The organism is Arcobacter sp. CECT 8983, assembly GCF_004118855.1.
Taxonomy (GTDB): Bacteria; Campylobacterota; Campylobacteria; order Campylobacterales; family Arcobacteraceae; genus Halarcobacter.
On the sequence record NZ_PDKF01000005.1, the window covers coordinates 60,808 to 84,705 of the forward strand.

Here is a 23,898-nt window from a genome sequence, read left to right on the forward strand (position 1 = left end):
ATTATATAAAAAGAAATAGCTTTTTTAACTTAAAAGTACTAAAGTAAGGTTATTTTGCTTATAAAGTAATTGTTTTAATAATAAATAATCCCCCAAATATAAGCCAAATAAAAAGTATTGTTGCTAATAATATTGGTTTATATCCAGTTTGTTTTATACTTTTTAAATCTGTTTTTAATCCTAAAGCCATCATTGACATAGCTAAAAGAAAAATATCTATTTCATTTATAGTAAAAACAAACTCTTTTGGCAAAAAATTAAAAGAGTTAAAAACTGCAACTAAAATGAAAAATACAGCAAACCAAGGAATTAGAATTTTACCTTTTCCTTTCTTTTCTTTTTTATTTATTAAAAATAGTGAAACAACTATTAAAAATGGGGCTAATAGCATAACTCTTAGCATCTTAACAACTACAGAATTTTCCTGTATTAATTCACTTTCAAAACTGTTTCCTGCACCAACTACATGAGCTACTTCATGTAGTGTTCCACCAATATATAAAGCTGTTTGCTCTTCATTTAAAGTTATAAGTCCAGCTTTTAGCATGTATGGATATAAAAACATTGAAATAGTTCCAAACAATACTACAGTTGAAACTGCAATAGTACTTTTATAAGCTTTATTTTTTAAAGTTCCTTCTGTTGCTAAAACTGCTGCTGCCCCACAAATAGCACTACCTGCACTTGTTAAAATAGTAATTTCTCTATCAAGTTTTAAAACCTTTGTTCCAATAAAAAATCCTAAAGTAAATGTTGTAAAAACAATTAAAAAACTTATGATTATTCCATCAAAACCAATTTCTAAAATTTCACTAAAAGTTAATCTAAATCCATAAAAAATAATTGCAAACCTTAATAACTCTTTTGTGCAAAAAGTTATTGCACTATCAAAAGTTTTAGGCAATCTGATTTTAAAAATATTAGTTATAATCATTCCTATTAAAATAGATATAATTAATAAAGATAATCCAAGCTTATTAAAAAAATCAAACTGCGAAATATAGTCTGCAAATATTGTTAATACAAATATTGTAGCAAGTGCTATATAAAAATTTTTATCTTTAAATCGTTGCATTTAATCTCCTTTTTGAAATTATAGTAATTTAGTCAATATTTGTAAAATTAATTATTTTTGATATAATCATAAATATTTTTTATAAGGAAATATTTTGATTACTTTTAAAGAACTAGATATATTTTTCAAACTTTGTGAAGAAACAAATCTTTCAAATGTGGCAAAAAAAATAAATATGACACAGTCAGCTATTTCAATTAGCCTTAATTCCCTTGAAAAAAAACTGGAGGAAAAACTCTTTGATAGAATAGGAAGAAAACTTATTTTAAATGAAAGAGGAAGAATCTTTAAAGAGAAATCTTATAAGCCTTTTTTAGAGTTACTTTATGCAAAGGAAAGTTTTAGTTCAGATAGATTAAAAGGTAATTTAAAAATTGCTGCAAGTAAAACTTTTAACAGTATAAACCTATCACAGTGTATCTATAAGTTTATCTCAAACCATGAGATTCATATTACTAAACATTCTATAAATACCAAAGAGATTTTAGAGTCTATTTTAAATTCAAATATTGATATAGGTTTTGTAGAAAGTGATTTTAATGAAGCAAATATTATAAAAGAAAAAGTTGCAAATGATTCACTTATAATTGTTTCATCAAATAAAGAACTTACAACAAAAAGTTATTACATAGACCAACTATATAAATATAATTGGCTTCTAAGAGAAAAAGGCTCTGCTACAAGAGAAGTGTTTTTAAGTAAATTAAAATACCAAGATGAAATGAATATTTCAATGGAAATATCAAACTTTGAGGAAATAAAAAATATCCTTTTAAATAATAAAGAAACTATAACTTGTATCTCCAAACTTGCGGTAAAAGAAGAGTTAGAAAATAAAAAACTCTTTGAGGTTAAAATAAAAAAATTAAACTTTGAAAGGGAGCTATTTATGGTTTACCATAAAGACAAATATCAAAGTAAACTATTTTTAGAGTTTACCTCATATATTAAAAACTGCTTTTTAGAAGGATTAAAAATATAGTTACAAAATGGTAACACAAAAACCTATATTTACTAAGTGTTTTTTTGTCATTATTCCATAAATTTTTATTTTGGAGAATATAAATGACATTTATCCCTGCATCTACTCAACTTTTACAAGCAATAAAAACAAACAATGCATTAAAAGTTGAAGAACTAATTTTAGACTCAGATACAAAAAGAGATTTAATATTAAATCATATAAATGAACATGGAAAAGAGTCTTTACTAAACTTAATTCCACGTTTTAGAAGTAAGGGGTTAATAGTAAGCATAGAAAATATAATTAATATCTAAATTATATTTCTACTGGCTTATAGCCCTTTGCAATTATCTTATCATAGATTTTTTTTGCAGTAAGTTTTCCCCACATCGCACCTATTTGCATACTTTTACTCAATACAATAGGCATTTTTTTAATAATGCTTTGCCCTTCTTCACTCGAATAAAAAGTAAGTAAAGCATCTATTTCTTTTTCAGTATAATTATGATCATAAAGTTTAATTAAAAGTGCTTCAAAATCTTTATTTGTAATCTCTTTTGCAAATTCATCCCACATTTCGTTTGGAACAGTAGGAAACATCTTTTTATACTGGACTATAATTTGATCAGCATACTGTTTGCTAATATCAATAGTATTAGTAGTTTTTAGAAGCTCTTTTATTTTATTATTTTTAAGTTCATCTGCACTAACAAAAGAGATAAGTAAACAGAAGAAAAAGAAAATACTTTTTTTCATTTTTTCACCTTTTATTTATATAATTATTATATTATTACAAACTACATTAAAAGCTTCAATATTAAAAGAAAAACAAATAAAAAAAATAATGAAGAATTAAAAAGAAAGAATTACCTTTAAGGTAATCTTTCTTTTATAATATCAATTAGTGTAAGAAGTGTCTAACACCTGTAAAGTATAAAGCCATTCCGTGCTCATTTGCAGCTTCAATAACTTCATCATCTCTAACTGAACCACCTGGCTCAATCACACATTTAACACCAGCTTCAGCAGCTGCGTCAATTGAGTCTCTAAATGGGAAGAATGCTTCAGAAGCAAGAACTGAACCACTAACATCAATTCCCATGTCTTCTGCTTTTCTAAGTGCTGCTTTAGCTGCATCAACTCTTGAAGTCATACCCATACCAATTGCAACTACTGCAGAATCTTTTACATAAACAACACAGTTAGATTTAGTTCCTGCTGCTACTTTAACAGCAATTTCCATATCTTTTTTCTCTTGTTCTGTTGCAGTTCTTTCAGTTTTTAACTCAGCATTTTTAACTTCATCAACACCTACTACATCAGAGTCTTGGTAAACAAATCCACCATCAACAATTTTGAAGTTGAAATCATCATTTGCAAGGTCTAATTTTTGTGTACCTTGTTTGAATAGTTTAAGTCTTTTCTTCTTGTTAAACTCTTCAATTGCTTCATCAGTAAAATCTGCTGCAAATACAACTTCTAAGAAGATTTCGTTCATTTTAGCTGCTAGTTCACCATCAACTACACCGTTAACTGCTACAACTCCACCAAATGCAGACACAGGGTCACATTTAAGTGCTTCTGTATAAGACTCTAATAATGTGTCTTTAATAGCAAAACCACAAGGGTTACCATGTTTTACGATACATACAGCATTATCATCACCAAAATTAGCAGCAATCTTTGCAGCTCCACTAATATCACCCATGTTATTGAAAGATGCTTCACCTTTTACTGGAATGAATTTTTCAGATAAGTGTTTATCAAACTCATATAATGCACCTTTTTGGTGTGGATTTTCTCCATATCTTGTATCAAATACTTTCTCACCAACGATGAATTGTTTCTCACCCATTCCACCATTGAATCTTTTGTTCATATAATTTGCAATCATTGAGTCATATGCAGCTGTGTGCTCATATGCTTTAATCATCATATCTCTTCTAAACTCTACCGTATTTGTATCGTTTTTAAGATTATTTAATACAGTATCATAATCAGCAACATTAGTTACAATAATTACTGAATCAAAGTTCTTAGCAGCAGATCTAACCATCGCAGGTCCACCAATATCAATATTTTCAATGATTTCTTCAAAGTCATCAGTTTTTTCAATAGTAGCTTTAAAAGGATATAGGTTTACACATACTAAATCGATACCTTCTACACCTAATTCTTTTGCTTGATCAAGGTGAGATTGCTTATCACGTCTATGTAAAATACCACCATGAATATATGGGTTTAAAGTTTTTACTCTTCCTTCAAAGCACTCAGGAAATTTTGTAACTTCATTTGCTTCAATTACTGCAATTCCTGCTTCTTGAAGTTTTTTATATGTACCACCAGTTGAGATGATTTCATAACCTAATTCTACAAGCTCTTTTGCAAAATTTTCAACACCACTCTTATCACTTACACTAATTAATGCTCTCAATTTATTTCCTCACTCGTAATTGTAAACGTGATTATACTAAAAAAGTAATTATGTGTCGCTTGAGTAAAATTGTCTATTTTCTATATAAGTTATATACACTTTAAAGTTATTTTTGGTGCTATAATTTTTCTAAAGGAGCGTTTATGAGTAGTTTAGATTTATTGTGGATATTATTAAGTGCTTTTTTAGTTTTTTTAATGCAATTTGGTTTTTCTTTAATTGAAACAGGAACAGTTAGAACAAAAAACACTATAAATGTAGCAATGAAAAACCTAATAGATACAGTCTTCGGGATTATGTTCTTTTGGCTATTAGGTTTTGGATTTATGTTTGGAAGCAGCTCTTTTGGCTTATTTGGAACTTCAAGTTTTTTAATAGATGGAACAAACTTAGAACAAAATGCAATTTTCTTTTTTCAATCAATGTTTGCAGCAACGGCAATTACTATAGTTTCAGGTGCAGTTGCAGAAAGAATAAAATTCAATGCCTACATTATAGTTGCAATTTTTGTTGCAGCTTTTATTTATCCAATATTTGGACATTGGGCTTGGAATGAAAATGGTTGGTTAGCTAAATTAGGTTTCGTAGATTTTGCAGGCTCAACAGTAGTACACTCAGTTGGAGCTTGGATAGGTTTAGCTGGAACTTTAGTATTAGGACCAAGACTTGGAAAATTTAGAAAAGGGAAAATTAAATATTTTGCTCCATCAAATCACAACTTTATTGTATTTGGTGTTTTTATACTTTTTCTTGCATGGTTTGGTTTTAATGCAGGAAGTCTTTTAAAGTTTGATTTAAAGATTACATTAATACTTCTAAATACTCTTATTTCTGCCATATTTGGTGGCTTTGCAGCTTGGCTTTTAACCTTTGTAAATAAAGAAAAAACCAAAGTAGAAATGTTTAGTTTTGGTATTATTGCAGGACTGGTAGGAATTACTGCTGGATGTCATTTATTTACTATTTATGAAGCAGCTGTTGTGGGATTTATTTCAACTTTAATTATGCATGTATCTAATGATTTTATAACAAAAAAACTAAAAATAGATGATCCTTTAAGTGTCATTGGTATTCATGGTTTTGCTGGCGCTTGGGGAACTATAGCACTTGCTTTATTTACTGCTTCACCAAAAGGTTTATCTTTTGTAGAGTTTTTTATAGTTCAATCTTTAGGTGTGATTGTTGCTTTTATTTTTTCATTTACCCTAGGTATTATTTTATTTTTAATTCTTTATAAATACAAATTTTTAAGAGTTAAAAAAAGAAATGAAGTTATTGGTTTAAATACTAGTGAACATAATGCAAAGCTTCCTTGGGTAGAAACTATTGAAAGTATTGTTAGTATTATGAAAACAGGGAATCTTAACAAAAAAATATATGAAGAAAGAGATACAGAAGTAGGAATTGTTGCAAAATTTTTTAATTATCTTTTAAATATGTTAAAAGAAAGAAATGAAAACTTAAAAAAATCAAATCGCTCACTTCATAAAAAAGCTTATTTTGATTCTTTAACAAAGGTTCTAAACCGTAGAGGTTTTTTAGAAAAGATGAAACGCAAACCTTATGGAGATAATTACTCTGTTATTATTGCTGATATAGATAAGTTTAAAACAATAAATGACACCTATGGGCATGATATTGGAGATATTATTTTAAGTGAATTTGCAGAAGTAATTGGTAATAAAATTAGACTTGATGATATCTTTGCAAGATGGGGTGGAGAAGAGTTTATATTAATTATAAATACATCAAGTTTAAATGCAGTACAAAATATTGCGGAAAAAATAAGACTTGACATTGAAAAAACAAAATTTACTAAAGTAGGAAAAGTTACAGCTTCATTTGGAGTGAGTAGCTTTAAAGCTTCAAATAACTCTTTTGATGATGTATTTAAAAATGCAGATGATGCACTATATCAAGCTAAAAAATTAGGGAGAAATAGGGTTTATTGCTATTAAATATAATTTTTCCATTTTTCTTTATTGATTGGCATCAATAAATCAAATCCTTAAAGAGGTTAAACTTCAAAAAACAAAAGGATGAAAAATGGAAAAAATAGAAGTAATAGGAGCTAGTGTAGATTTTTTTAAATCTATTGAAAATGGATTAACAACTTATCACTTTGATACAAGTAAATGTGCCCCTCCAGAGCCTATGGTAAATGCAATGGCAGGATTACAATTACTAGATGAAAATAGTCAATTAGTTATGATAAACCACAAATCTCCTGCAGGACTTTTCCCAAGAATTGAACAAGATTTCACTTTTGATGTTGAAGAATTAGACAATGGTTTTGCAAAAGTTGTTTTTAGAAAAAAAATAGATTCTAAGAATACAACTAATTTTACTCAAAATAGTTGTAGTGGTTCAGGGTGTAATCACTAATGAATATCTCAACTGCTTTTGCTCCACCTTTTAAACTTGTAGCACCTTTTTTTATCTTAGGTGTAATAACTTTTGCAATAAGTATTTTACTTATGTTTGGGTTTGAACTTGAAAATTTACACTACTTAAATAGCAGTACTTTAGCTTGGGTTCATATCTTTTTACTTTCATTTGTAATGCTTATTATTTTAGGAGCAATGGCTCAACTTGTTCCTGTGGTTTTAGAAGTTGGTCATTGTGCAGTTGATTTGTATTATGCAATTTATCCTCTAATTATAGTAGGTACTATTTTAATGGCTTTTGGCTTTTATACTCTTCCTATTTTACTTCCCTTTGGAGGAACAGCTATTTTTATAGCAATGGCAATATTCTTACTTGAAACATTTTTAACAATCTTAAAAGTTAAGAAGATAAACTTTATTATAAGTACAATTATCATCTCAAATATATTTTTACTATTTGGATTAATACTTGGAATTGCATTAGCCCTTAACCACTCTGGTATTGTATCTATTGATTCTTTTAAACTTTTAAAATCACATATTTTCTTAGTCTTCTTTGGATATGTAGGAACTACTATTATGAGTATGAGTTTAATACTACTTCCAATGTTTTGGTTAAGTCATAGTTTTTCTTGGATTTACGTAAAAAGTGCTTTTTATATTTTATGTTCAAGTATTATTTCAATGCTAATTTTTAGTTTTTTAGATATTAATATTTTTGAAACTATAGCTTATACATTTTGTATAATCTCACTACTTTTATATTTTGTTCAGATATTTGTAATCTATAAAAAAAGAGTAAGAGTTGAAGTTGATATCTATTTTAAAAGTATGATTTTTTCATATCTTAGTTTACTTGTATCATTTATACTTTTTATTGCATACTTTTTTTATGGAAATGACAATCTATTAATTTCAGCCTCATGGCTTATTTTTATTGGTTTTATTGGCTTTTTAATTGCAGGACATCTGTATAAAATTGTTCCTTTTTTAGTTTGGTATGAAAGATTTTCAATATTTGTAGGAAAAAAGCAAGTACCTATGTTAACTGATTTAATACCCAAAAAAAGCTCAAGTTTCCAATTTATCTTATCTTCTTTTGGAACTATTATTGTAACCATAGGTTTAGTGATGAATATAGATGAAATATATAAAAGTGGTTTGTGTTTTTTAACTATTGGTGTTATCTTTTTATTAAAAGATATCTTATATATGGCAACAATAAAGGAGGAATCATATGTATTCTAAAGAAGAAATTTTTGAAGCTATTTCAACTGTTATTGACCCTGAAGTTGGATTTAATCTTGTGGAAATGGGACTTATTTATGATGCAAAATGTAATGAGAAAATGGAAGTTCTTGTAACTATGACACTTAGTACAAAAGCTTGTCCTTTACATCAATTAATTGTTCAATGGGTAGAAGAAGCTGTTTTAAGAGAACTTCCTAAGGTTGAGCTTGTAAGTGTTGAGCTTGTTTGGGAGCCTGTATGGAACATATCAATGGCACAAGATCATGTAAAACAGAGGTTAGGTGGTTTCTAATGAGCTTTTTATTTGTAAAACTAATTCATATTTTTTCAGTATTTATCTATGCAGGTTTTTTATTTACAGATAATCTTATTTTAATGAGAATGCAAAAAACTCTAAGTGAAGAAAAGTATAAAGAAGTTAGAGGATACTTTGCAAAACTAACACGGGCTATTGTTCCTAAAGCATTAATAGTAGCTGTAATATCAGGAATATATCTATTTTATATTAGCTTTGGAAGTATTCCACAAGATAGTAGTTTTTCAACTTTTCAAATCTTACTTTCTTTAAAAGCTTTTTTAGGATTATGGTTAGGATTAAGAGGAGTTTTACAAGTATTTTTTGGTATTCAACCTTTTGTATTTAAAGGTCATAGATTACCATTTATTTTAGTTATTATGATTATATTTATATCGCAGATTATGTATAGTGTTTAATAGATAAAGCTTAGATAGCTTCATCTATTAATTTATATAAAGTTTCTTGTGTTGTTTTTGCTATAGGTAAAACTGTTTCTTCTATTGGTCTAACTAAATCTTCAACAGGATTCATAACTACAGTAGTTTGTCCCTCTTTACTATAAACAGATATTTTACAAGGCATTATTGCTGCTAAGTTTCTATTTGCAGTTAAAAAATCTTTTGCAACACCAGGATTACATACATCAAGAATTTGACACTCATCATCAAACTCTACACCCTTTGAGTTAAGAGTCTCTTTTACGTTATGAATATGTAAAACACCAAACTTATAGTTTGATGCTTTTTCACAAATTGTATCTACTACCTCTTGAACGCTTTTTGAAGAATCTTTAATATATTGTTCCATGTTAAAACCTTTATTATAAGTCTTGCTCAATTACTTCTTTAAATCTATTGAAGTATATATTTTTAGCCTCAGATAATTCTGTATAGATATCATTGATAGCAATTCTTCCACCACCAACTAATCCTAATTCAGTAACTTTCATTCCTTTAGAAGCACATAATTTTTCAAAGGCATCTTTATTTTCAGGAGTTACTTCAACAACAGCTCTACTTAATGTTTCAGAGAATAAATCTTTTTCATCAGCTAATTTAATATTTGCTTCTAAACCTTTGTTTCCAACAACTGCCATTTTTGCTAATGCGATAGCTAAACCACCAACATTAACATCTTTAGCTGCTTTAAGTAAACCTTGGTTATTTGCTTCAATTACTGTATTCCATAAGTTAAGCTCTTTTGCAAAATCGACTTCTGGATGAGCTCCTGCAACTTTTCCATATAACTTTTTAAGATATAAAGAAGCACCAAACTCTCCTTTAGTATCACCTAAAAGATATAAAGTGTTTCCATCTTCTTGTAAACAAGCAGGTAAAACTTTATTTGCATCATCATTTACACCAACCATTGCAATTGCTGGAGTTGGGAAAACACCTACTTCATTTGTTTCATTGTATAAAGATACATTTCCACCAATAACTGGAGTATTTAACTCTTTACAAGCAGATTTGATACCTTCACAAGCTTGAGCAAATTGCCACATTACTTCTGGGTTTTGAGGGTTACCAAAGTTTAGACAATCAGTAATTGCTTTTGGTGTAGCACCTGTCATTGCAACATTTCTTCCTGATTCCATAACAGCTGCTGCAGCTCCAAGTTCAGGGTTAACATAACACTGTCTTGTATTACAATCAGCAGACATAGCTAAAGCTTTTCCTGTCTCTTTAATTCTAATTACAGAACCATCATTTTTACCAGGTCCTTTTACAGTATTTGTTTGCACCATTGAGTCATATTGATTGTAAACCCAAGATTTATCAACTACTTCCATATCTGAAAATAGTTTATCAAAGGCTTCTTGATTTGAAATATCTTTATCTAAAGAAATATTTTCAATATCATTTAAATATGCAGGTTTAGCAACTGGTCTATCTAATACAGGAGATTGTTCAGAAACTGGTTGAACTGGAACTTCTGCACACTTTTCACCATGCCAGAATAATTCCATATTTCCAGTAGCAGTTACTTCACCAATAACAGCAACATCTAGTTCCCATTTTTCAAAAATATCAATAATTTTTTGTTCACTACCTTTTTTAGCACAAATAAGCATTCTCTCTTGTGATTCAGATAACATGAAGTCATAAGGAGTCATTCCCTCTTCTCTAGCTGGTACTTTATCTAAGTGCATAATCATACCACTTCCAGATCTACCTGCCATTTCAAATGAAGATGAAGTAAGTCCAGCAGCACCCATATCTTGAATACCAATAATTAAATCTTCTTTAAATAGTTCTAAACAAGCTTCTAATAATAGTTTTTCAGTAAAGGGATCACCAACTTGTACAGTTGGTCTTTTAGATTCAGAATCCTCATCAAATGAAGCTGAAGACATAACTGCTCCACCAAGTCCATCACGTCCAGTTTTAGAACCCACATACATTACTGGGTTTCCAATACCTTCTGCTTTTCCATAGAAGATTTCATCAGCTTTTGCAATACCTAAGTTAAATGCATTTACAAGGTTATTTCCTGCATAACACTCTTCAAAGTTAGTTTGTCCACCAATAGTTGGAACACCCATGCAGTTACCATATCCACCAATACCAGCAACAACACCTCTTAGTAAATATCTATGCTTTTTAGCAGTTTCACTATCACCTTCAATTCCAGCAAATTGAATTAAGTTCATACTTGCAACAGGTCTTGCACCCATTGTAAATACATCTCTCATAATTCCACCAACACCTGTTGCTGCTCCTTGATATGGTTCAATAAAAGATGGGTGATTATGTGATTCCATTTTAAATACAGCTGCATAACCGTCACCAATATCAATAACACCAGCATTTTCACCTGGACCTTGGATAACCCATGGAGCTTTTGTTGGGAAACCTTTTAAATATTTTGTACTAGATTTATATGAACAGTGTTCAGACCACATTGCAGAAAAAATACCAATTTCTACATAGTTTGGTTCTCTTCCTAAAATTTCTTTGATATTTTCTAATTCTTCAAGTGTTAAAGAGTGTGCAAGTGCTATCTCTTCAAGATTCATCTCTTCTTTTTGCATCTTCGCCCTTAAATTTATGGTAGTTTTAATTAAAGGCGATTATACAAAAAAAGCTCTTAGTATTAGTTTTAACCCTCTGCTAAGATTTGTACTTTATTATCTTTAAGTTCTATATATAATTCTTTCTTACCTACGAAAGTATAATATTTTGTTTTATAATCTTCATCCATAAGAATTTTATACATATTTTTATTTAGTGAGTTAGGATATGGTGCTATGTTTATATTTGTAAAGACAATCTTTTTTTCCTCTTTTTTAGCAAAAATTCTTTTTTTGTATTTTGCAAATTCCTCTAAACTCATTCCTCTTTCATTTTTAAAAGATTCAGAATAGAAGTTTAAATACTCTTCAATATCAGATTTTTTCCAAGCTTCTCGCCACTTATATATTGCAGCTAAAATTGTACTTATCTCTTCTTTCGAAGTTTTAGGAAGATGTTCATCACTTATAAGTAAAATAGACTTTTCATGGGAAATACTCTTGTCAATCTCTTGTAGCTGTTCATTATCTAAAGCAATACATCCTTGAGTAAACTTTTCTCTTTCTTCATTTAAAGGCATACCATGAATCCATATTCCATGACCATTTTTATTTAAAGTCTTATCAAAAGTGTTTGGATATGAAGTTACTAAAGCAAGTGGTCCATAAAATTCATCTAAATTTGTAAGTTTTTTAGTTAGCATATAAGCACCTTCAGGTGTTTTTAAATCACCTTCAACTTGTTTATCGCCCTCTTTTTCACCAACAATAATATTATCTTTTAAAAGTAAGTTATATTTATCTTTTTCTACTTTAAATACTTTTATCTCTTTTTTTTGTTTTTCTGCAATTATTAAAAACTCTTTTGACTCATAATAACCATACTCAACATTTTTATTACTTAGATAATTTTCCCAGTATTCTTTCTTTGTAAGTTCTTTTTCTAATTCAGCTTTAACTGCTTCTAAGCCTTGATTTCTATAAATATCAACTAAATCTGCCAATAAATAAGTGGCCATAAAGAATAATAGAAGTAATAGTTTTTTCATACAATTCCCCAAATATTTTATTAACTCTTTAAGTTGCGGATTGTATAATAATTTTTCTAATTTTAGTATAAAGAAGTCATGTGAAGAAAATCATTTTATTAGTTTTTATATTTTTAAGTACTTTTGCATTTGCAAAAGAGGTGCAAGAATTGTCTTGGCCAAGAGGTGAAACATTTTTAACATTTTTAGAACAATATGGAATTTCACAGTCCTTGTATTATAATTTACCCAAAGAAGATAAAGAGTTATGTTCAGAAATAAACGAAGGTACTTCTTTTCATTTATTGCTTGACGAAGACAATTCACTAAAACAAGTTTTAATCCCAGTATCTGAAGATATTCAGCTACATATAGCAAAACAAAAAGATGGAACATACAAATTCCAAACTCTTCCTATTTCTTACCAAGAAATAGAAGAAACATTAGTACTTGAAACCTCTCATTCTCCTTATCTTGATATTATGAATAAAACTAATAATAAAGATCTTGCAAATGAACTAATTCGTGCATTTAAATCAAGTGTAAACTTCAGAGGAATGCAAAAAGGTGATTTTGTAGTTATTAAATATAAACAAAAAATTAGACTTGGAAAATATTTTGGTCAACCAGAAATTATTGCAGCAATGGTTGAAGTAAATGGAGACAATAACTTTATATTTAGACATGAAAGAGATGGCCAATATTATGATATTCATGGGAAAAGCTTAACAAACTTTACATTTAAAACACCAGTTAGATATACAAGAATTTCAAGTAGATTTCAAAAAAGAAGATACCATCCAGTTTTAAAAAGATACAGAGCTCACTTAGGAGTAGATTACGCAGCTCCAAGAGGAAGAAAAATCTATGCAGCAGCAGATGGAAGAATCATTTTTAGAGGTAGAAAAGGTGGTTATGGAAACACTATTATTATTCAACATAAAAATGGATTAAGAACTCTTTATGCACACCAATACAAATTTAAAGGTGGATTAAGATCAGGAAGTAGAGTTAAAAAAGGTCAACACATTGGATATGTAGGAAGTACAGGACTTAGTTCTGGACCTCATTTACACTTAGGTCTTTATAGAAATGGTAGAGCTATTGATCCTTTAAAAATTATAAAGGTAACTAAGAGTAAACTAAAAGGTAAAGAAAAAAGAGTATTCATTAACTATGCTAAAACTATGTCAAATAGACTTAAAAATAGTACAAAAGATTTAAATGTGTTAATTCCAACTAAACTTGAAGACTCACTATCAAGTACACCAATTACAATTAGGAATATTTAATGGCTGAAGAGATAGTTATAACAAACTCAGAAGAACTTCTAAAAAGAATTGAAGATCTTCACCCAAGTGATATAGCTTACTCTTTAAAAAAGATACATGCAGAAAACAATCAAGATTTTTTTGATACTGTAAAAAAAATCCCTGAAGACTATTTAGGGGAAGTAATTCTTGAACTTCCTGAATATCTTAGAGAAGATGTTTATGAAGAACTGTCAATTAAAAAACTAACAGAAGCAGTAGATGAACTAGAATCAGATGATGCAACAGATATTATTCAAGAAATTGAAGGAATAGACCAAGATAAAGCTAAAGAAGTTTTTGATGGGCTAGAAGAAGAATATCAAGAAGAGATCACTTGGCTTAAAAGATATAACCAAGATGAAGCTGGTTCATACATGCAGACTGAGCTTTTTTCTGCAAATATCAAAGATACTATTCAAAGTTCAATTGATAGATTAAAAGAAGGCAAAGAGAGTGATGAACTAGAAAATATTCATCAAGTTTTTATTATAAATGATGATAAAAAACTTCTTGCTTCAATATTACTTGAAGATTTAATTATTTTTGATTTTTCAAAAACGTATGAAGAGATTTTAAATTCCCATGAAGATAATAAATTTAAACCCTTTGTTGTACAAGATAAAGATGATATTGATGATGTAGCAAAACAGTTTGAAAAATATGACTTATCAGTTGTTGCAGTTACTGGCTATCAAGGTATGTTAATGGGTAGGATTACATCTGATGATATCTTAGATGTAATTGAAGATAATGCAACTGAACAAATGTACCAATTAGCAGGGGTTAATGATGAATTTGAGCAAGATGACAATCTATTAACTGTTGCTAAAAAAAGAGGCTTTTGGTTATTTTTAAATTTAGGAACTGCCATTTTAGCTTCATTGGTTATTGGTATATTTGATGAAACTATTCAATCATATGTTGCATTAGCTATTTTAATGCCTATAGTTGCCTCTATGGGTGGAAATGCAGGAACACAAACTTTAGCCGTTATGGTAAGACAGCTTGCCTTAGGTGATATTGATTTTGACAATAGTAAAAGTGCAATTAAAAAAGAGGTTTTCATATCTATTTTTAATGGTATTGTTTTTGCAATTGTTATAGGACTAATTGCTTGGGTTTGGTTTGATAAAGCTATGCTTGGGGTGGTCATTGCCATGGCCATGGTAATAAACTTATTTAGTGCTGGTTTTTTTGGAGCTTCAATTCCACTTTTTCTTAAAAAACTTGATATTGATCCAGCTATAGGAAGTACAGTACTACTTACTACTGTTACTGATATTGTAGGTTTCTTTAGTTTCTTAATGCTTGCAAAGGTTATTTTACTTTAAAAGTAAGCTTTAAAAGCCTACTTTTATTTATGCAAAGATTGAGCAACTATTGAAAGAAACTCATCTTTTGTTTTTTTATCTTTTTTAAATAATCCTCTTAGTGCAGAAGTAACAGTTGTTGAACAAATTTTTTCAACCCCTCTCATCTCCATACACATATGTCTTGCATCTATCATAACTGCAACACCTTTTGGATTTAAAGATTCGTGAAGTGCATCACAAATTTGTTCAGTCATTTGCTCTTGGATTTGTAATCTTCTGGCAAAAACATCTACAACTCTAGGAATTTTAGAAAGCCCAACTACCTTTCCATTTGGAATATATGCAATATGAGCTTTTCCAATAATTGGTAACATATGATGCTCACACATTGAATAAAACTCAATATCTTTAATAACTACCATCTCATCATTTGAACTTGTAAAAAGTGCAGAATTTATAATCTCTTCTGGATTTTGTTTATATCCACCACACATAAATTCAAAAGCTTTTCTAACTCTACTAGGTGTTTTTTCAAGACCTTCCCTAGTTACATCTTCACCTATATACTCTAAAATATTTTTAACTGAGTTCTCAAACTCTAGCTCATTACTCATAAAAATTCCTCTTATATTTTTAAAATATCTCCTATACTCCATAAAGGAACAAATATAGCCATAATTATCCAAACAATTAATAACATAATCAATATAAAAAATATAGGCTCAATTAATATAGAAAATATTTCTACTTTTTCATTAAATCTTTTTTTATAGATAGTTCTTATTTCATAACTTGTTTTTTCTATTGAGTTTGATATTTCGGCTGTTCTAATTATATTTAAAACAAGCTCATCAAAAATACCACTCTTTTCAAAACTATGATAAATAGACTTACCACTTTTTAGTGAACTATCAATTCGTGTAATTTTATCTAAAAAGTATTTGTTGTTTATTAAAGTTTTACTCTTAATAATAGTTTCATGAAACTCATATCTTCCTTGTAACAAACTATTTACTATATAAAAAAATCTATACATCAACCTATATCTATAAATTTTACTTATTAAAAATAGATTTTCAAAAAGTATCTTATGAACAATAATTTTTATTTTCTTACTTCTTGAATAAAGCAAATATACAAAAAAGATTACAGTAACCACTAGTGCCAAAATTAAAAAAAGGTAGTTTTCAAATATATTTTTTACTAAAAATAGTGACTTTGTAGCAAGATTTAATTTCATGTCATTTTGTAAAAACATATTCTCAAACTTTGGTACAACAAAATTAAAAATACCAATAAGTGCAAATAAAAAAGAACTTACTAAAATCAAAGGATATGCAAAAACTTTTTTAATCTGTTTTTTTACTTCATCTTCTTCTTTTAATATTTCATATAAAGTTTTAATATGCCTTTTGGGTTCTCCACTATTTTGTATAATTTTAAATAATGAGATAACAAAACTATCAACTCTAAACTCTTTTAAACTTTGTTCTAAGTCTAAATGATTAGAAAAAGAGTATTTAATCTTATTTAAAAACTCTTTTATATTTTTGTCATTATTAGAATTTATTAAAATATCAAAAGCTTCATCAAATAAAATATTTGATTCAAGCATTAGATTTAATTCATTTAAGATATTTAATAAAGCTTTCTTAGAAATAGTTTTTTTAGATTTAAATAGATTTGTTAAATCAAGACATTTTTTTATACTTATAATATTTTCAGGAAACTTATTTTTTAGATATTCACTTTCACTTAAAACTAAAGTTTTTACTTTTTTATCTTGTTGATATTTTATTTTATACTTCATCTTAAGAATTTACTACTTTATAGAGCTCTTTTAATGTAGTTTTTTTCTCTTGTACTTTTTTTAAACCATCATCTAAAATAGTTTTATAATTATTTTGTTTTAAATAGTTTTCAATTTGAATTAAAAAATCATCTTTCATTAAAAAGCTTTTTATATTTTTATCACAAGCTAAACTTTCAGCAATACAAACTCTTCCTAAAAAACCTTTATAATTGCAAAGTTCACAACCACTCTTACAAGTACAAAGTTTTAATACTAATCTTTGGGAAATAATATACTTTAAAGTACTTGCTAATAAAAATCTATCTGCTTTTAAATCAATAAGTCTTGAAATTGTATCAATGCTTGAATTTGCATGAATAGAAGCTAATACTAAATGACCTGTTAAAGATGCTTGTAAAGCAATAGACAAAGAAAAGGCATCTCTAATCTCTCCTATAAGAATCACATCAGGGTCTTGACGTAAAATATTTTTAAGTACACTATTAAAACCAAGTTCAATATCTTCATTTATATTTACTTGTTGAACTTGTTCAATTTTATACTCAACAGGATCTTCAATTGTTATTATCTTTTTGTCTTCACTATTTAACTGTTTAATTAAAGAGTATAAAGTTGTACTTTTACCACTTCCTGTTGGTCCAGTTATTAAAACTAAACCCTCTTTTAGTGTAATTATATTTTCAAAAGAATCTATTAGATGAGAAGAAAAACTCATACTTTGTAAATCATCTGTTACATTTAGATTATCTAAGATTCTAATTACTATTGATTCCCCATGAATTGTTGGCATAGTAGAAACTCTAAAGTCAACATTTACAAAAGAAAATCTTCCATCTTGAGGGTTTCTAATCTTTGTTACATCAAGTTTTGATAACATCTTTATATATGAGCTTATAGTTTTAAAAAACTCCTTTTTAAAAATATAAAAAGAGTTAAGTTCTCCATCTATTCTAAATCTTATTACCATTGAGTTTTCTAAAGATTCAAAATGTAAATCACTAGCTTTACAAAATAAAGCTTTATTTAAAAGCTTATTAAAAAACTCTTCCATCAATTTTGGATTTATCTCTTTTTGTTTTATTAATTTTTCACTACTATTATATAAATCAAGTCTTATATTAAAATCACTTAAAAAAAACTCTATTTTATTTCGGGGCAGTTCTATCTTTTCTATTATTAAACTTAAATCAAGTAACTTTAAATTTGACTCTTCACAAACAAAAAATTTACAATATATTCCATCTGCTTTTATAGGTAATACCAATGCCTTTTTTAAAACTTCTATATTAAAAGAATTTACATAATTATAATCAATAAGATATTTATATAGTTTCATCATAAAGCCTTAATATCATTTGAATATTTTCACTTTTTATTAAAACCGAATCTTTATTTATCTTTGAGACTTTAAATTCACTATTTATACTATCACCTAAGCTTAGCCATTTATCATTTATTAAAACACTATTACCTACTATTGCTTTTAAAGTATATCTTTTTCTTTGATTCTCATGTTTTTTTAAGAATTCAAGTTTTGATTGTACTTTTTTATTGCTAGTTTTTATATATAATTTATTAAAAGTTATAGTTAAAAAAAGATTATCCTCTTCCATTTTTAGGGATTCAATGGAAGAAAAATTATTATATTCTTCAATAAATTTTATTAATTTCAAACTTGAAAGAGTAGTTGCTTTTGCTTTAATTTGAATTTTTTCATTTATATTTGATATTTCTATTAACTCAATAGAGTTTTTCGAAAGATAAGATTCTATATCTTTAATTATATCAATCAAAGATTTTTCCATAGATTTTTTTTGAATAAAAACATTGCCACTAAAAAGATTTACTTTTGAGCCTTCTACTTTAGTTTGTTCTAAAAAAAATATTAAAGCACCTATGAGAAAAAGAGGAAAAAGAAAAAGCTCTATTTTTATTCTTTTAGATGCTTTTTCAAAACTATTTTCTAATAAAGCTAATATTTGCATTTACTTTATAACCTCCTATTAATTCATCATATTTAAAACTATTAATTGAAGTTTTATAGTTATTAAAAAACTCATAAATACTCTTTTTTTGTAAAGAGGACAATTCTAATAAAAAGGATTTATTCTGTAGTTGTATGGAAAGGATTTTTATATCTTTTTGTTTAGCATGATAAAATAAATCTACAATCTTTGAAGAAACAAATGAATAAGCACTATTTTGTTTTTGTGTTTCAATTCTTTTTTTTAGATTTTCTATTGATAGTTTATCTTCTACTTTATTATTTGAAGAAAAATAACAAAGTAACACAAGAAACAAAACTAAAATATATAAAAGAAAAAATTTAAATAAATGACTCTTTTTATATCCTATAAAACTATATTGTTTTTCTTGTTTTTTATTTTTATTTATTTCATTTGTTATAGAGAGTTTTTCAATATTAAAACTACTTTTTACAAATTCTAAAATCTGTTTTTCATTTAATTTTTCTTTTATTTCTTGATAAAAATATACTTTTTTTTCTTTATATAAACAAAAATATCTTTCTGTAATTAGAAGTTCATTATCATTTTTACATTTATGAGAAAATATTTCAGGAATATTAGTACTATTTTTATCAAAAACAATCAGTTGATAACTATTTAATTCTTTTAAAAATGAAGCGTATATATAAGAATTTGATGAAAGGAGAATTTCTTCTTTTTCTAAATTTGTAAGAATAAAGTTTTTTAAATGGTTTTGTGAAATTTCTTCAGTAGATTTTATTTCATAAGTTTCCATATTAAACCTTTAATAACAAAATATAATATATCTTATTATTAAAAAGATTTAATAAAGTTTAATTAAATGTTATTTTTTATTATTTTTTAAAAAGTTACGTCGTACCCTAACTCTTTTAGACCTTTTTTATCTTTAGTCCAGCCTTTTCTAATAGAAACAAATAGTTCTAAATAACACTTTCTTCCAGTAAGTTTTTCAATTTTGATTCTTGCGTCTTTACCTATTCTTTTAATGGCAGTTGCACCTTTTCCAATAATCATACCCTTTTGAGTTGATTTTTGAACAATAATTGTAGCTTTAACAACATCAATATCTTTTTTCTCTTCAACTCTATTTACAATAACATCAGTCTCATAAGGAATTTCATCTGAGATATTATCAAAAATAGACTCTCGAATAAACTCTTTAAAAATATCTCTTAGATGTTCTGTAGTCATAATTTCTGGGTCAAATAAATATGGATGTTCTGGTAAGTGTTTTGTTACAACATCTAAAATATCTTCATGTCTTGTTTGCTTTTTGATTGAAACTGGAATTACTGCTTCATATTTGTTGGCATATTGTTCGTACTCTTTCATCTTTTCTAATACTTCATTATTTGAAACATTGTCAATTTTTGTTAAAAGTAAAATATGCTTTGTATTCTTTTTATTTTTTTCTAAAAAGTTTTCATAGTGAGTAAGTTTATCTGTAACTGGAGCTAAGAATAGAATTAAATCACAATCACCAATTGCTTTTAATGCTTCATCAAGCATAAATTGATTTAGAAGTTTTTCTGTTTCATGGATACCTGGAGTATCTACAAAAACAATTTGGTTATCTTCATGCATTACAATTATATTTGATCTTTTTCTTGTCGCATTAGCTTTGTGAGAAACCATTGCAATTTTTTCACCAACTAGCCAGTTTAAAAGTGAGCTCTTTCCTGCATTTGGTCTTCCAACTACAGATACATAACCACATTTAGTCATACAAATCCTTACTATTTTTTTGGATTATAACATATCTAAGCTACTTATCTTCTTCTATAATTTAAGCTTTCTAAAATATGTTGCTTTTTTATACTTGCAGAACTTTCTAAGTCTGCAATTGTTCTTGCCACTTTTAAAACTTTATTTATACTTCTAAATGAAAGGTTGAAATTATTTGTAGCTTTATGTAAAATAGTTCTTGAATCTTCATCTAAAGAGCAAAATTTATTTACTTGTTTATCATTAAGCTTTCCATTTAATTCATTTTGACCTCTTAAAATTTGCATTTTAAATGCATTAATAACCTGTTCATGTAATTTTTTTGAATCTACACTTGGTTTATCATTTATATTTGTTTCATTCATAACTACATACAAATCAATCCTATCTAGAAAGGGTTCACTTAAACGATTTTTATATCTTTTTATTTCTAAGTCATTACATCTACAAGATTTATTTGTAGATAGTAAATTTCCACAAGGGCAAGGGTTCATTGCACCTATAAATAAAAATTTAGTGTTATACTTTACTTTTGAATTTGCTCGACTTATTAATAAACAATTATCTTCTAAGGGTTCTCTCAATGACTCTAAGATAGAACTTGGGAAATGTGGTAGTTCATCAAAAAAAAGTGCTCCTGCATTGGCAAGTGCAATTTCACCTAAACTATTACTACTTCCAACTATTGAAGCTTTTGTTGAGGAACAATGGGGTGACCTTGATACACGTACTGGTTTAAAGTTTGGCTCTTTTAAATCTAAGGCTTGTAATTTTGCAATTTCTAAAATTTCATCTAAACTCATAGGAGCCATTATATAAGGTAGTCTTTTTGCTATCATAGATTTCCCACAACCAGGACTTCCTTCAAGTAAGATATTATGATTACCTGCTGCTGCAATAAGTGCAGCTCTTTTTGCATTTTCTTGTCCTTTTATATCAAAAAAATCATTTTCATAATAGTTTTCAAAATAGAACTCTTTTCCATTTATATTTATTTTTTCATACTTTAACATCTCTTTTTTGTATAAATATTTGTTTTTATTTTCTTCATGGAAAAACTCTATTGCTTCTAAAAGGTTTTTTACACAGTAAATATTTATATTAGGTATTTTACTTATCTTTTTTGCACTATCTTTGCAAACCAAAACATTTGTTATTTTACTTTGTTTTGCAAGGGACAAAATTATAGGAAAAATATTATTGCTATCTTTTATTTCACCATTTAAAGATAATTCTCCAAAGACATGAATATCTTTAAAATCTATTTTTTTCTCTTCATATAAAGCTATTAAAAGTGAAATTGGTAAATCAAAATGTGTTCCGGTTTTTTTGATTTCACTTGGTGATAAATTAATTGTGATTTTCTTTGGAGGAAATTTATAATCATTTGTAAGAAGTGCTGACTTTACTCTATCTTTTGACTCTTTTATTTGATCAGAAGGTAAACCAACTATTGTAAAACTAGGAAGCCCTTTTGTAAAGGTTGATTCTACACTTACTTCACTTGCATCTATATTTGCCAATGTTGCAGATTTTATTATCTTCATATATACTCTTTAAAATAATTTTATAGATTATATAAAAAGTACTATAAAATAAAATTTAATATTATTAAAAATATATATTATCTTCTTTATCTAAAATCTCATGAACTATATCAGATGTTTTTTTTGCATCTGTTATATCAAACCTAATAGATTTAAAACCTTCGATTTCATCATCTTTATTTAAAATAGGAAAAATAATACTATCAACCCAATAATATCCACCATTTTTTTTTAGATTTTTAATTTCTCCACGCCAAACTTTTTTAGATATAATATTTTTCCACATATTTTCAAATACTCTGTCTTCCATATCAGGATGTCTCACTATTCTATGATTTTGACCTAACAACTCTTCTTCAGTATAACCAGATATATCTATAAATGGTTTACTAACATAAGTTATATTTCCATCAATATTTGTTTCTGAAGTAATTGCATACTTATTAAAAAAACTATAAACATAATCTAATCTAAAAAGTTGTTCTTTTAGTGATTTATTTTCTTGTGAAAGTTTTTCTATCTTTTCTTGTAGTTGTAGAATTTGAGGTTGTTTATTTTCAGGGTTCATAACATACTCCTTAAAGGAGTATTATATTATGAAATACATAATATTTTTATTTTTTTGATTTGAGTTTCTTTTTCCACTCTTTTTCAAATTTTTTTCGTTTTGTAATTGATAAGTTTTCAATAAATAAATGTCCAGTTAAATGTTCCATCTCATGTTGCCATGCTACAGCTAAAAAGTCTTCACACTCCATAGTCTGCTTTTCACCAGCTCTATTGTAATACTCTACAATAATATGTTGTGCTCTTTTTACTTCTTCATTAAACCCAGGAACACTTAAACAACCTTCAACAAAAACTTGTTCGCCATCTTTGTGAGTAATTACAGGATTAATTGCTTCAATTAAATCTTCTTTATCTTGAATATCTTCTTCATTTGGAAGGTTAATAATTAAAACATTTAAAGGAATGCCAACTTGTATCGCAGCAAGTCCTACGCCATTTTCCGCAATCATTGTATCATACATATCATCAAGTAATGTATGAAGTTCATTATCGAACTTCTCTACATCACTAGACTTTGTTCTAAGTAGTTTATTTGGATATGTTAAAACTTCTCTAATCATTTTATTTACTTATGACTTGAAATCACTTCATCAACTAAACCATATTTGCAAGCTTCAGTTGCACTCATAAAGTTATCTCTATCTGTATCTTTTTCAACTACCTCTAGAGGTTGTCCTGTTTGCTCTGAAATCATTCTATTTAAATCATCTTTCATTCTTTGGATCTCTTTAGCTTGAATCTGAATATCAGTAGCTTGACCTTGAGCTCCACCTAATGGTTGGTGAATCATGATTCTAGAGTTAGGTAAAGAGTATCTCTTTCCTTTTACTCCAGATGATAATAAAAATGCACCCATAGAAGCAGCTTGTCCTACACAAATAGTACAAACATCAGGCTTAATATAGTTCATCGTATCATAAATAGACATACCACTTGTAATTACCCCACCTGGAGAGTTGATATATAAATAGATATCTTTATCTGGATCTTCAGCTTCTAAGAATAAAAGCTGAGCAACAACTGTAGATGCTACTTGATCATTAATTTCACCACTTAGCATAATAATTCTATCTTTTAGAAGTCTTGAATAAATATCATAACTTCTTTCGCCTCTTCCACTTTTTTCAACTACATATGGTATATAACTCATTTTTAATC

At 27.5% G+C, this 23,898-nt stretch carries 25 protein-coding genes; 9 read left to right on the forward strand and 16 right to left on the reverse strand.

Annotated features, from left to right (window positions below):
• Positions 1-58: 58 nt before the first annotated feature.
• Entirely contained in the window at positions 59-1,075 is a 1,017-nt protein-coding gene (locus tag CRV01_RS07580) for a YeiH family protein (RefSeq protein WP_129007609.1), read from the reverse strand.
• Positions 1,076-1,169: 94 nt separating this feature from the next.
• Between CRV01_RS07580 and CRV01_RS07585 the strand changes: the two genes are divergently transcribed.
• Positions 1,170-2,057, forward strand: a complete 888-nt coding sequence (locus CRV01_RS07585; protein WP_129007610.1) for a LysR family transcriptional regulator — start codon at positions 1,170-1,172, stop codon at positions 2,055-2,057.
• Positions 2,058-2,140: 83 nt separating this feature from the next.
• Positions 2,141-2,353, forward strand: coding sequence for a hypothetical protein (locus CRV01_RS07590; RefSeq protein ID WP_129007611.1), 213 nt, complete (start codon positions 2,141-2,143; stop codon positions 2,351-2,353).
• Between the two features lies 1 nt (position 2,354).
• Here CRV01_RS07590 and CRV01_RS07595 read toward each other — a convergent pair whose 3' ends face one another.
• Positions 2,355-2,795, reverse strand: coding sequence for a DUF2059 domain-containing protein (locus CRV01_RS07595; RefSeq protein WP_129007612.1), 441 nt, complete (start codon positions 2,793-2,795; stop codon positions 2,355-2,357).
• A gap of 145 nt (positions 2,796-2,940) precedes the next feature.
• Positions 2,941-4,473 carry a bifunctional phosphoribosylaminoimidazolecarboxamide formyltransferase/IMP cyclohydrolase gene (gene purH / locus CRV01_RS07600; RefSeq protein WP_129007613.1) on the reverse strand — a complete coding sequence of 511 codons (1,533 nt, stop codon included), beginning with the start codon at positions 4,471-4,473 and terminating at the stop codon, positions 2,941-2,943.
• Between the two features lie 143 nt (positions 4,474-4,616).
• On the opposite strand from purH, the gene amt reads away from it, so the two are divergent.
• The 5 genes from amt (at position 4,617) to CRV01_RS07625 (ending at position 8,825) form a co-directional block, all read left to right on the forward strand.
• A complete protein-coding gene (gene amt / locus CRV01_RS07605; protein WP_129007614.1) occupies positions 4,617-6,431 on the forward strand; it encodes an ammonium transporter in 1,815 nt (604 codons plus the stop codon).
• A gap of 88 nt (positions 6,432-6,519) precedes the next feature.
• Entirely contained in the window at positions 6,520-6,858 is a 339-nt protein-coding gene (locus tag CRV01_RS07610; protein ID WP_129007615.1) for a DUF2249 domain-containing protein, read from the forward strand.
• Positions 6,858-8,108 (forward strand): hypothetical protein, encoded by a 1,251-nt coding sequence (locus tag CRV01_RS07615; RefSeq protein ID WP_129007616.1) that lies wholly within the window; start codon positions 6,858-6,860, stop codon positions 8,106-8,108. Before CRV01_RS07610 ends, CRV01_RS07615 begins: the two co-directional genes overlap by 1 nt.
• Positions 8,098-8,403, forward strand: a complete 306-nt coding sequence (locus tag CRV01_RS07620) for a metal-sulfur cluster assembly factor (protein WP_129007617.1) — start codon at positions 8,098-8,100, stop codon at positions 8,401-8,403. Before CRV01_RS07615 ends, CRV01_RS07620 begins: the two co-directional genes overlap by 11 nt.
• Positions 8,403-8,825 carry a hypothetical protein gene (locus tag CRV01_RS07625; protein WP_258238352.1) on the forward strand — a complete coding sequence of 141 codons (423 nt, stop codon included), beginning with the start codon at positions 8,403-8,405 and terminating at the stop codon, positions 8,823-8,825. The genes CRV01_RS07620 and CRV01_RS07625 overlap by 1 nt, the downstream gene beginning before the upstream one ends.
• 10 nt (positions 8,826-8,835) lie before the next feature.
• Here the strand turns inward: CRV01_RS07625 and CRV01_RS07630 are convergent, their stop codons facing one another.
• The 3 genes from CRV01_RS07630 to CRV01_RS07640 form a co-directional block, all read right to left on the reverse strand.
• On the reverse strand, positions 8,836-9,216 hold the full coding sequence (locus CRV01_RS07630; protein ID WP_129007618.1) for a DUF302 domain-containing protein: 381 nt from the start codon (positions 9,214-9,216) through the stop codon (positions 8,836-8,838).
• 13 nt (positions 9,217-9,229) lie between these two features.
• The gene (purL, locus tag CRV01_RS07635; RefSeq protein ID WP_129007619.1) at positions 9,230-11,443 is read right to left on the reverse strand and encodes a phosphoribosylformylglycinamidine synthase subunit PurL; all 2,214 of its coding nucleotides are present in this window, start codon (positions 11,441-11,443) and stop codon (positions 9,230-9,232) included.
• 68 nt (positions 11,444-11,511) lie between these two features.
• Positions 11,512-12,471 carry a murein L,D-transpeptidase family protein gene (locus CRV01_RS07640; protein ID WP_129007620.1) on the reverse strand — a complete coding sequence of 320 codons (960 nt, stop codon included), beginning with the start codon at positions 12,469-12,471 and terminating at the stop codon, positions 11,512-11,514.
• Positions 12,472-12,551: 80 nt separating this feature from the next.
• Here CRV01_RS07640 and CRV01_RS07645 point away from each other — a divergent pair, with 80 nt between their 5' ends.
• On the forward strand, positions 12,552-13,742 hold the full coding sequence (locus CRV01_RS07645; protein WP_129007621.1) for a M23 family metallopeptidase: 1,191 nt from the start codon (positions 12,552-12,554) through the stop codon (positions 13,740-13,742).
• Positions 13,742-15,094, forward strand: coding sequence for a magnesium transporter (mgtE, locus tag CRV01_RS07650; protein ID WP_129007622.1), 1,353 nt, complete (start codon positions 13,742-13,744; stop codon positions 15,092-15,094). Before CRV01_RS07645 ends, mgtE begins: the two co-directional genes overlap by 1 nt.
• 23 nt (positions 15,095-15,117) lie before the next feature.
• Here the strand turns inward: mgtE and folE are convergent, their stop codons facing one another.
• The 10 genes from folE to clpP all read right to left on the reverse strand — a co-directional run bounded on the left by folE (position 15,118) and on the right by clpP (position 23,890).
• Entirely contained in the window at positions 15,118-15,690 is a 573-nt protein-coding gene (gene folE, locus CRV01_RS07655) for a GTP cyclohydrolase I FolE (RefSeq protein WP_129007623.1), read from the reverse strand.
• An 11-nt stretch (positions 15,691-15,701) separates the two neighbouring features.
• Positions 15,702-16,886: a type II secretion system F family protein gene (locus CRV01_RS07660; protein ID WP_129007624.1), complete on the reverse strand. Its 1,185-nt coding sequence runs from the start codon at positions 16,884-16,886 to the stop codon at positions 15,702-15,704.
• A gap of 1 nt (position 16,887) precedes the next feature.
• Positions 16,888-18,225 (reverse strand): GspE/PulE family protein, encoded by a 1,338-nt coding sequence (locus CRV01_RS07665; protein ID WP_258238353.1) that lies wholly within the window; start codon positions 18,223-18,225, stop codon positions 16,888-16,890.
• Positions 18,212-18,874 carry a hypothetical protein gene (locus tag CRV01_RS07670; RefSeq protein ID WP_129007626.1) on the reverse strand — a complete coding sequence of 221 codons (663 nt, stop codon included), beginning with the start codon at positions 18,872-18,874 and terminating at the stop codon, positions 18,212-18,214. Before CRV01_RS07670 ends, CRV01_RS07665 begins: the two co-directional genes overlap by 14 nt.
• Entirely contained in the window at positions 18,846-19,652 is an 807-nt protein-coding gene (locus CRV01_RS07675) for a hypothetical protein (protein WP_129007627.1), read from the reverse strand. The genes CRV01_RS07670 and CRV01_RS07675 overlap by 29 nt, the downstream gene beginning before the upstream one ends.
• Positions 19,653-19,738: 86 nt before the next feature.
• On the reverse strand, positions 19,739-20,623 hold the full coding sequence (era, locus tag CRV01_RS07680) for a GTPase Era (RefSeq protein WP_129007628.1): 885 nt from the start codon (positions 20,621-20,623) through the stop codon (positions 19,739-19,741).
• 44 nt (positions 20,624-20,667) lie between these two features.
• On the reverse strand, positions 20,668-22,170 hold the full coding sequence (locus CRV01_RS07685) for a YifB family Mg chelatase-like AAA ATPase (RefSeq protein ID WP_129007629.1): 1,503 nt from the start codon (positions 22,168-22,170) through the stop codon (positions 20,668-20,670).
• A gap of 64 nt (positions 22,171-22,234) precedes the next feature.
• Positions 22,235-22,738, reverse strand: coding sequence for a PAS domain-containing protein (locus CRV01_RS07690; protein ID WP_129007630.1), 504 nt, complete (start codon positions 22,736-22,738; stop codon positions 22,235-22,237).
• Between the two features lie 46 nt (positions 22,739-22,784).
• The gene (gene def / locus CRV01_RS07695; protein WP_129007631.1) at positions 22,785-23,300 is read right to left on the reverse strand and encodes a peptide deformylase; all 516 of its coding nucleotides are present in this window, start codon (positions 23,298-23,300) and stop codon (positions 22,785-22,787) included.
• Between the two features lie 5 nt (positions 23,301-23,305).
• Complete coding sequence (gene clpP / locus CRV01_RS07700) at positions 23,306-23,890, reverse strand: ATP-dependent Clp endopeptidase proteolytic subunit ClpP (protein WP_129007632.1); 585 nt, start codon at positions 23,888-23,890, stop codon at positions 23,306-23,308.
• Positions 23,891-23,898: the final 8 nt, after the last annotated feature.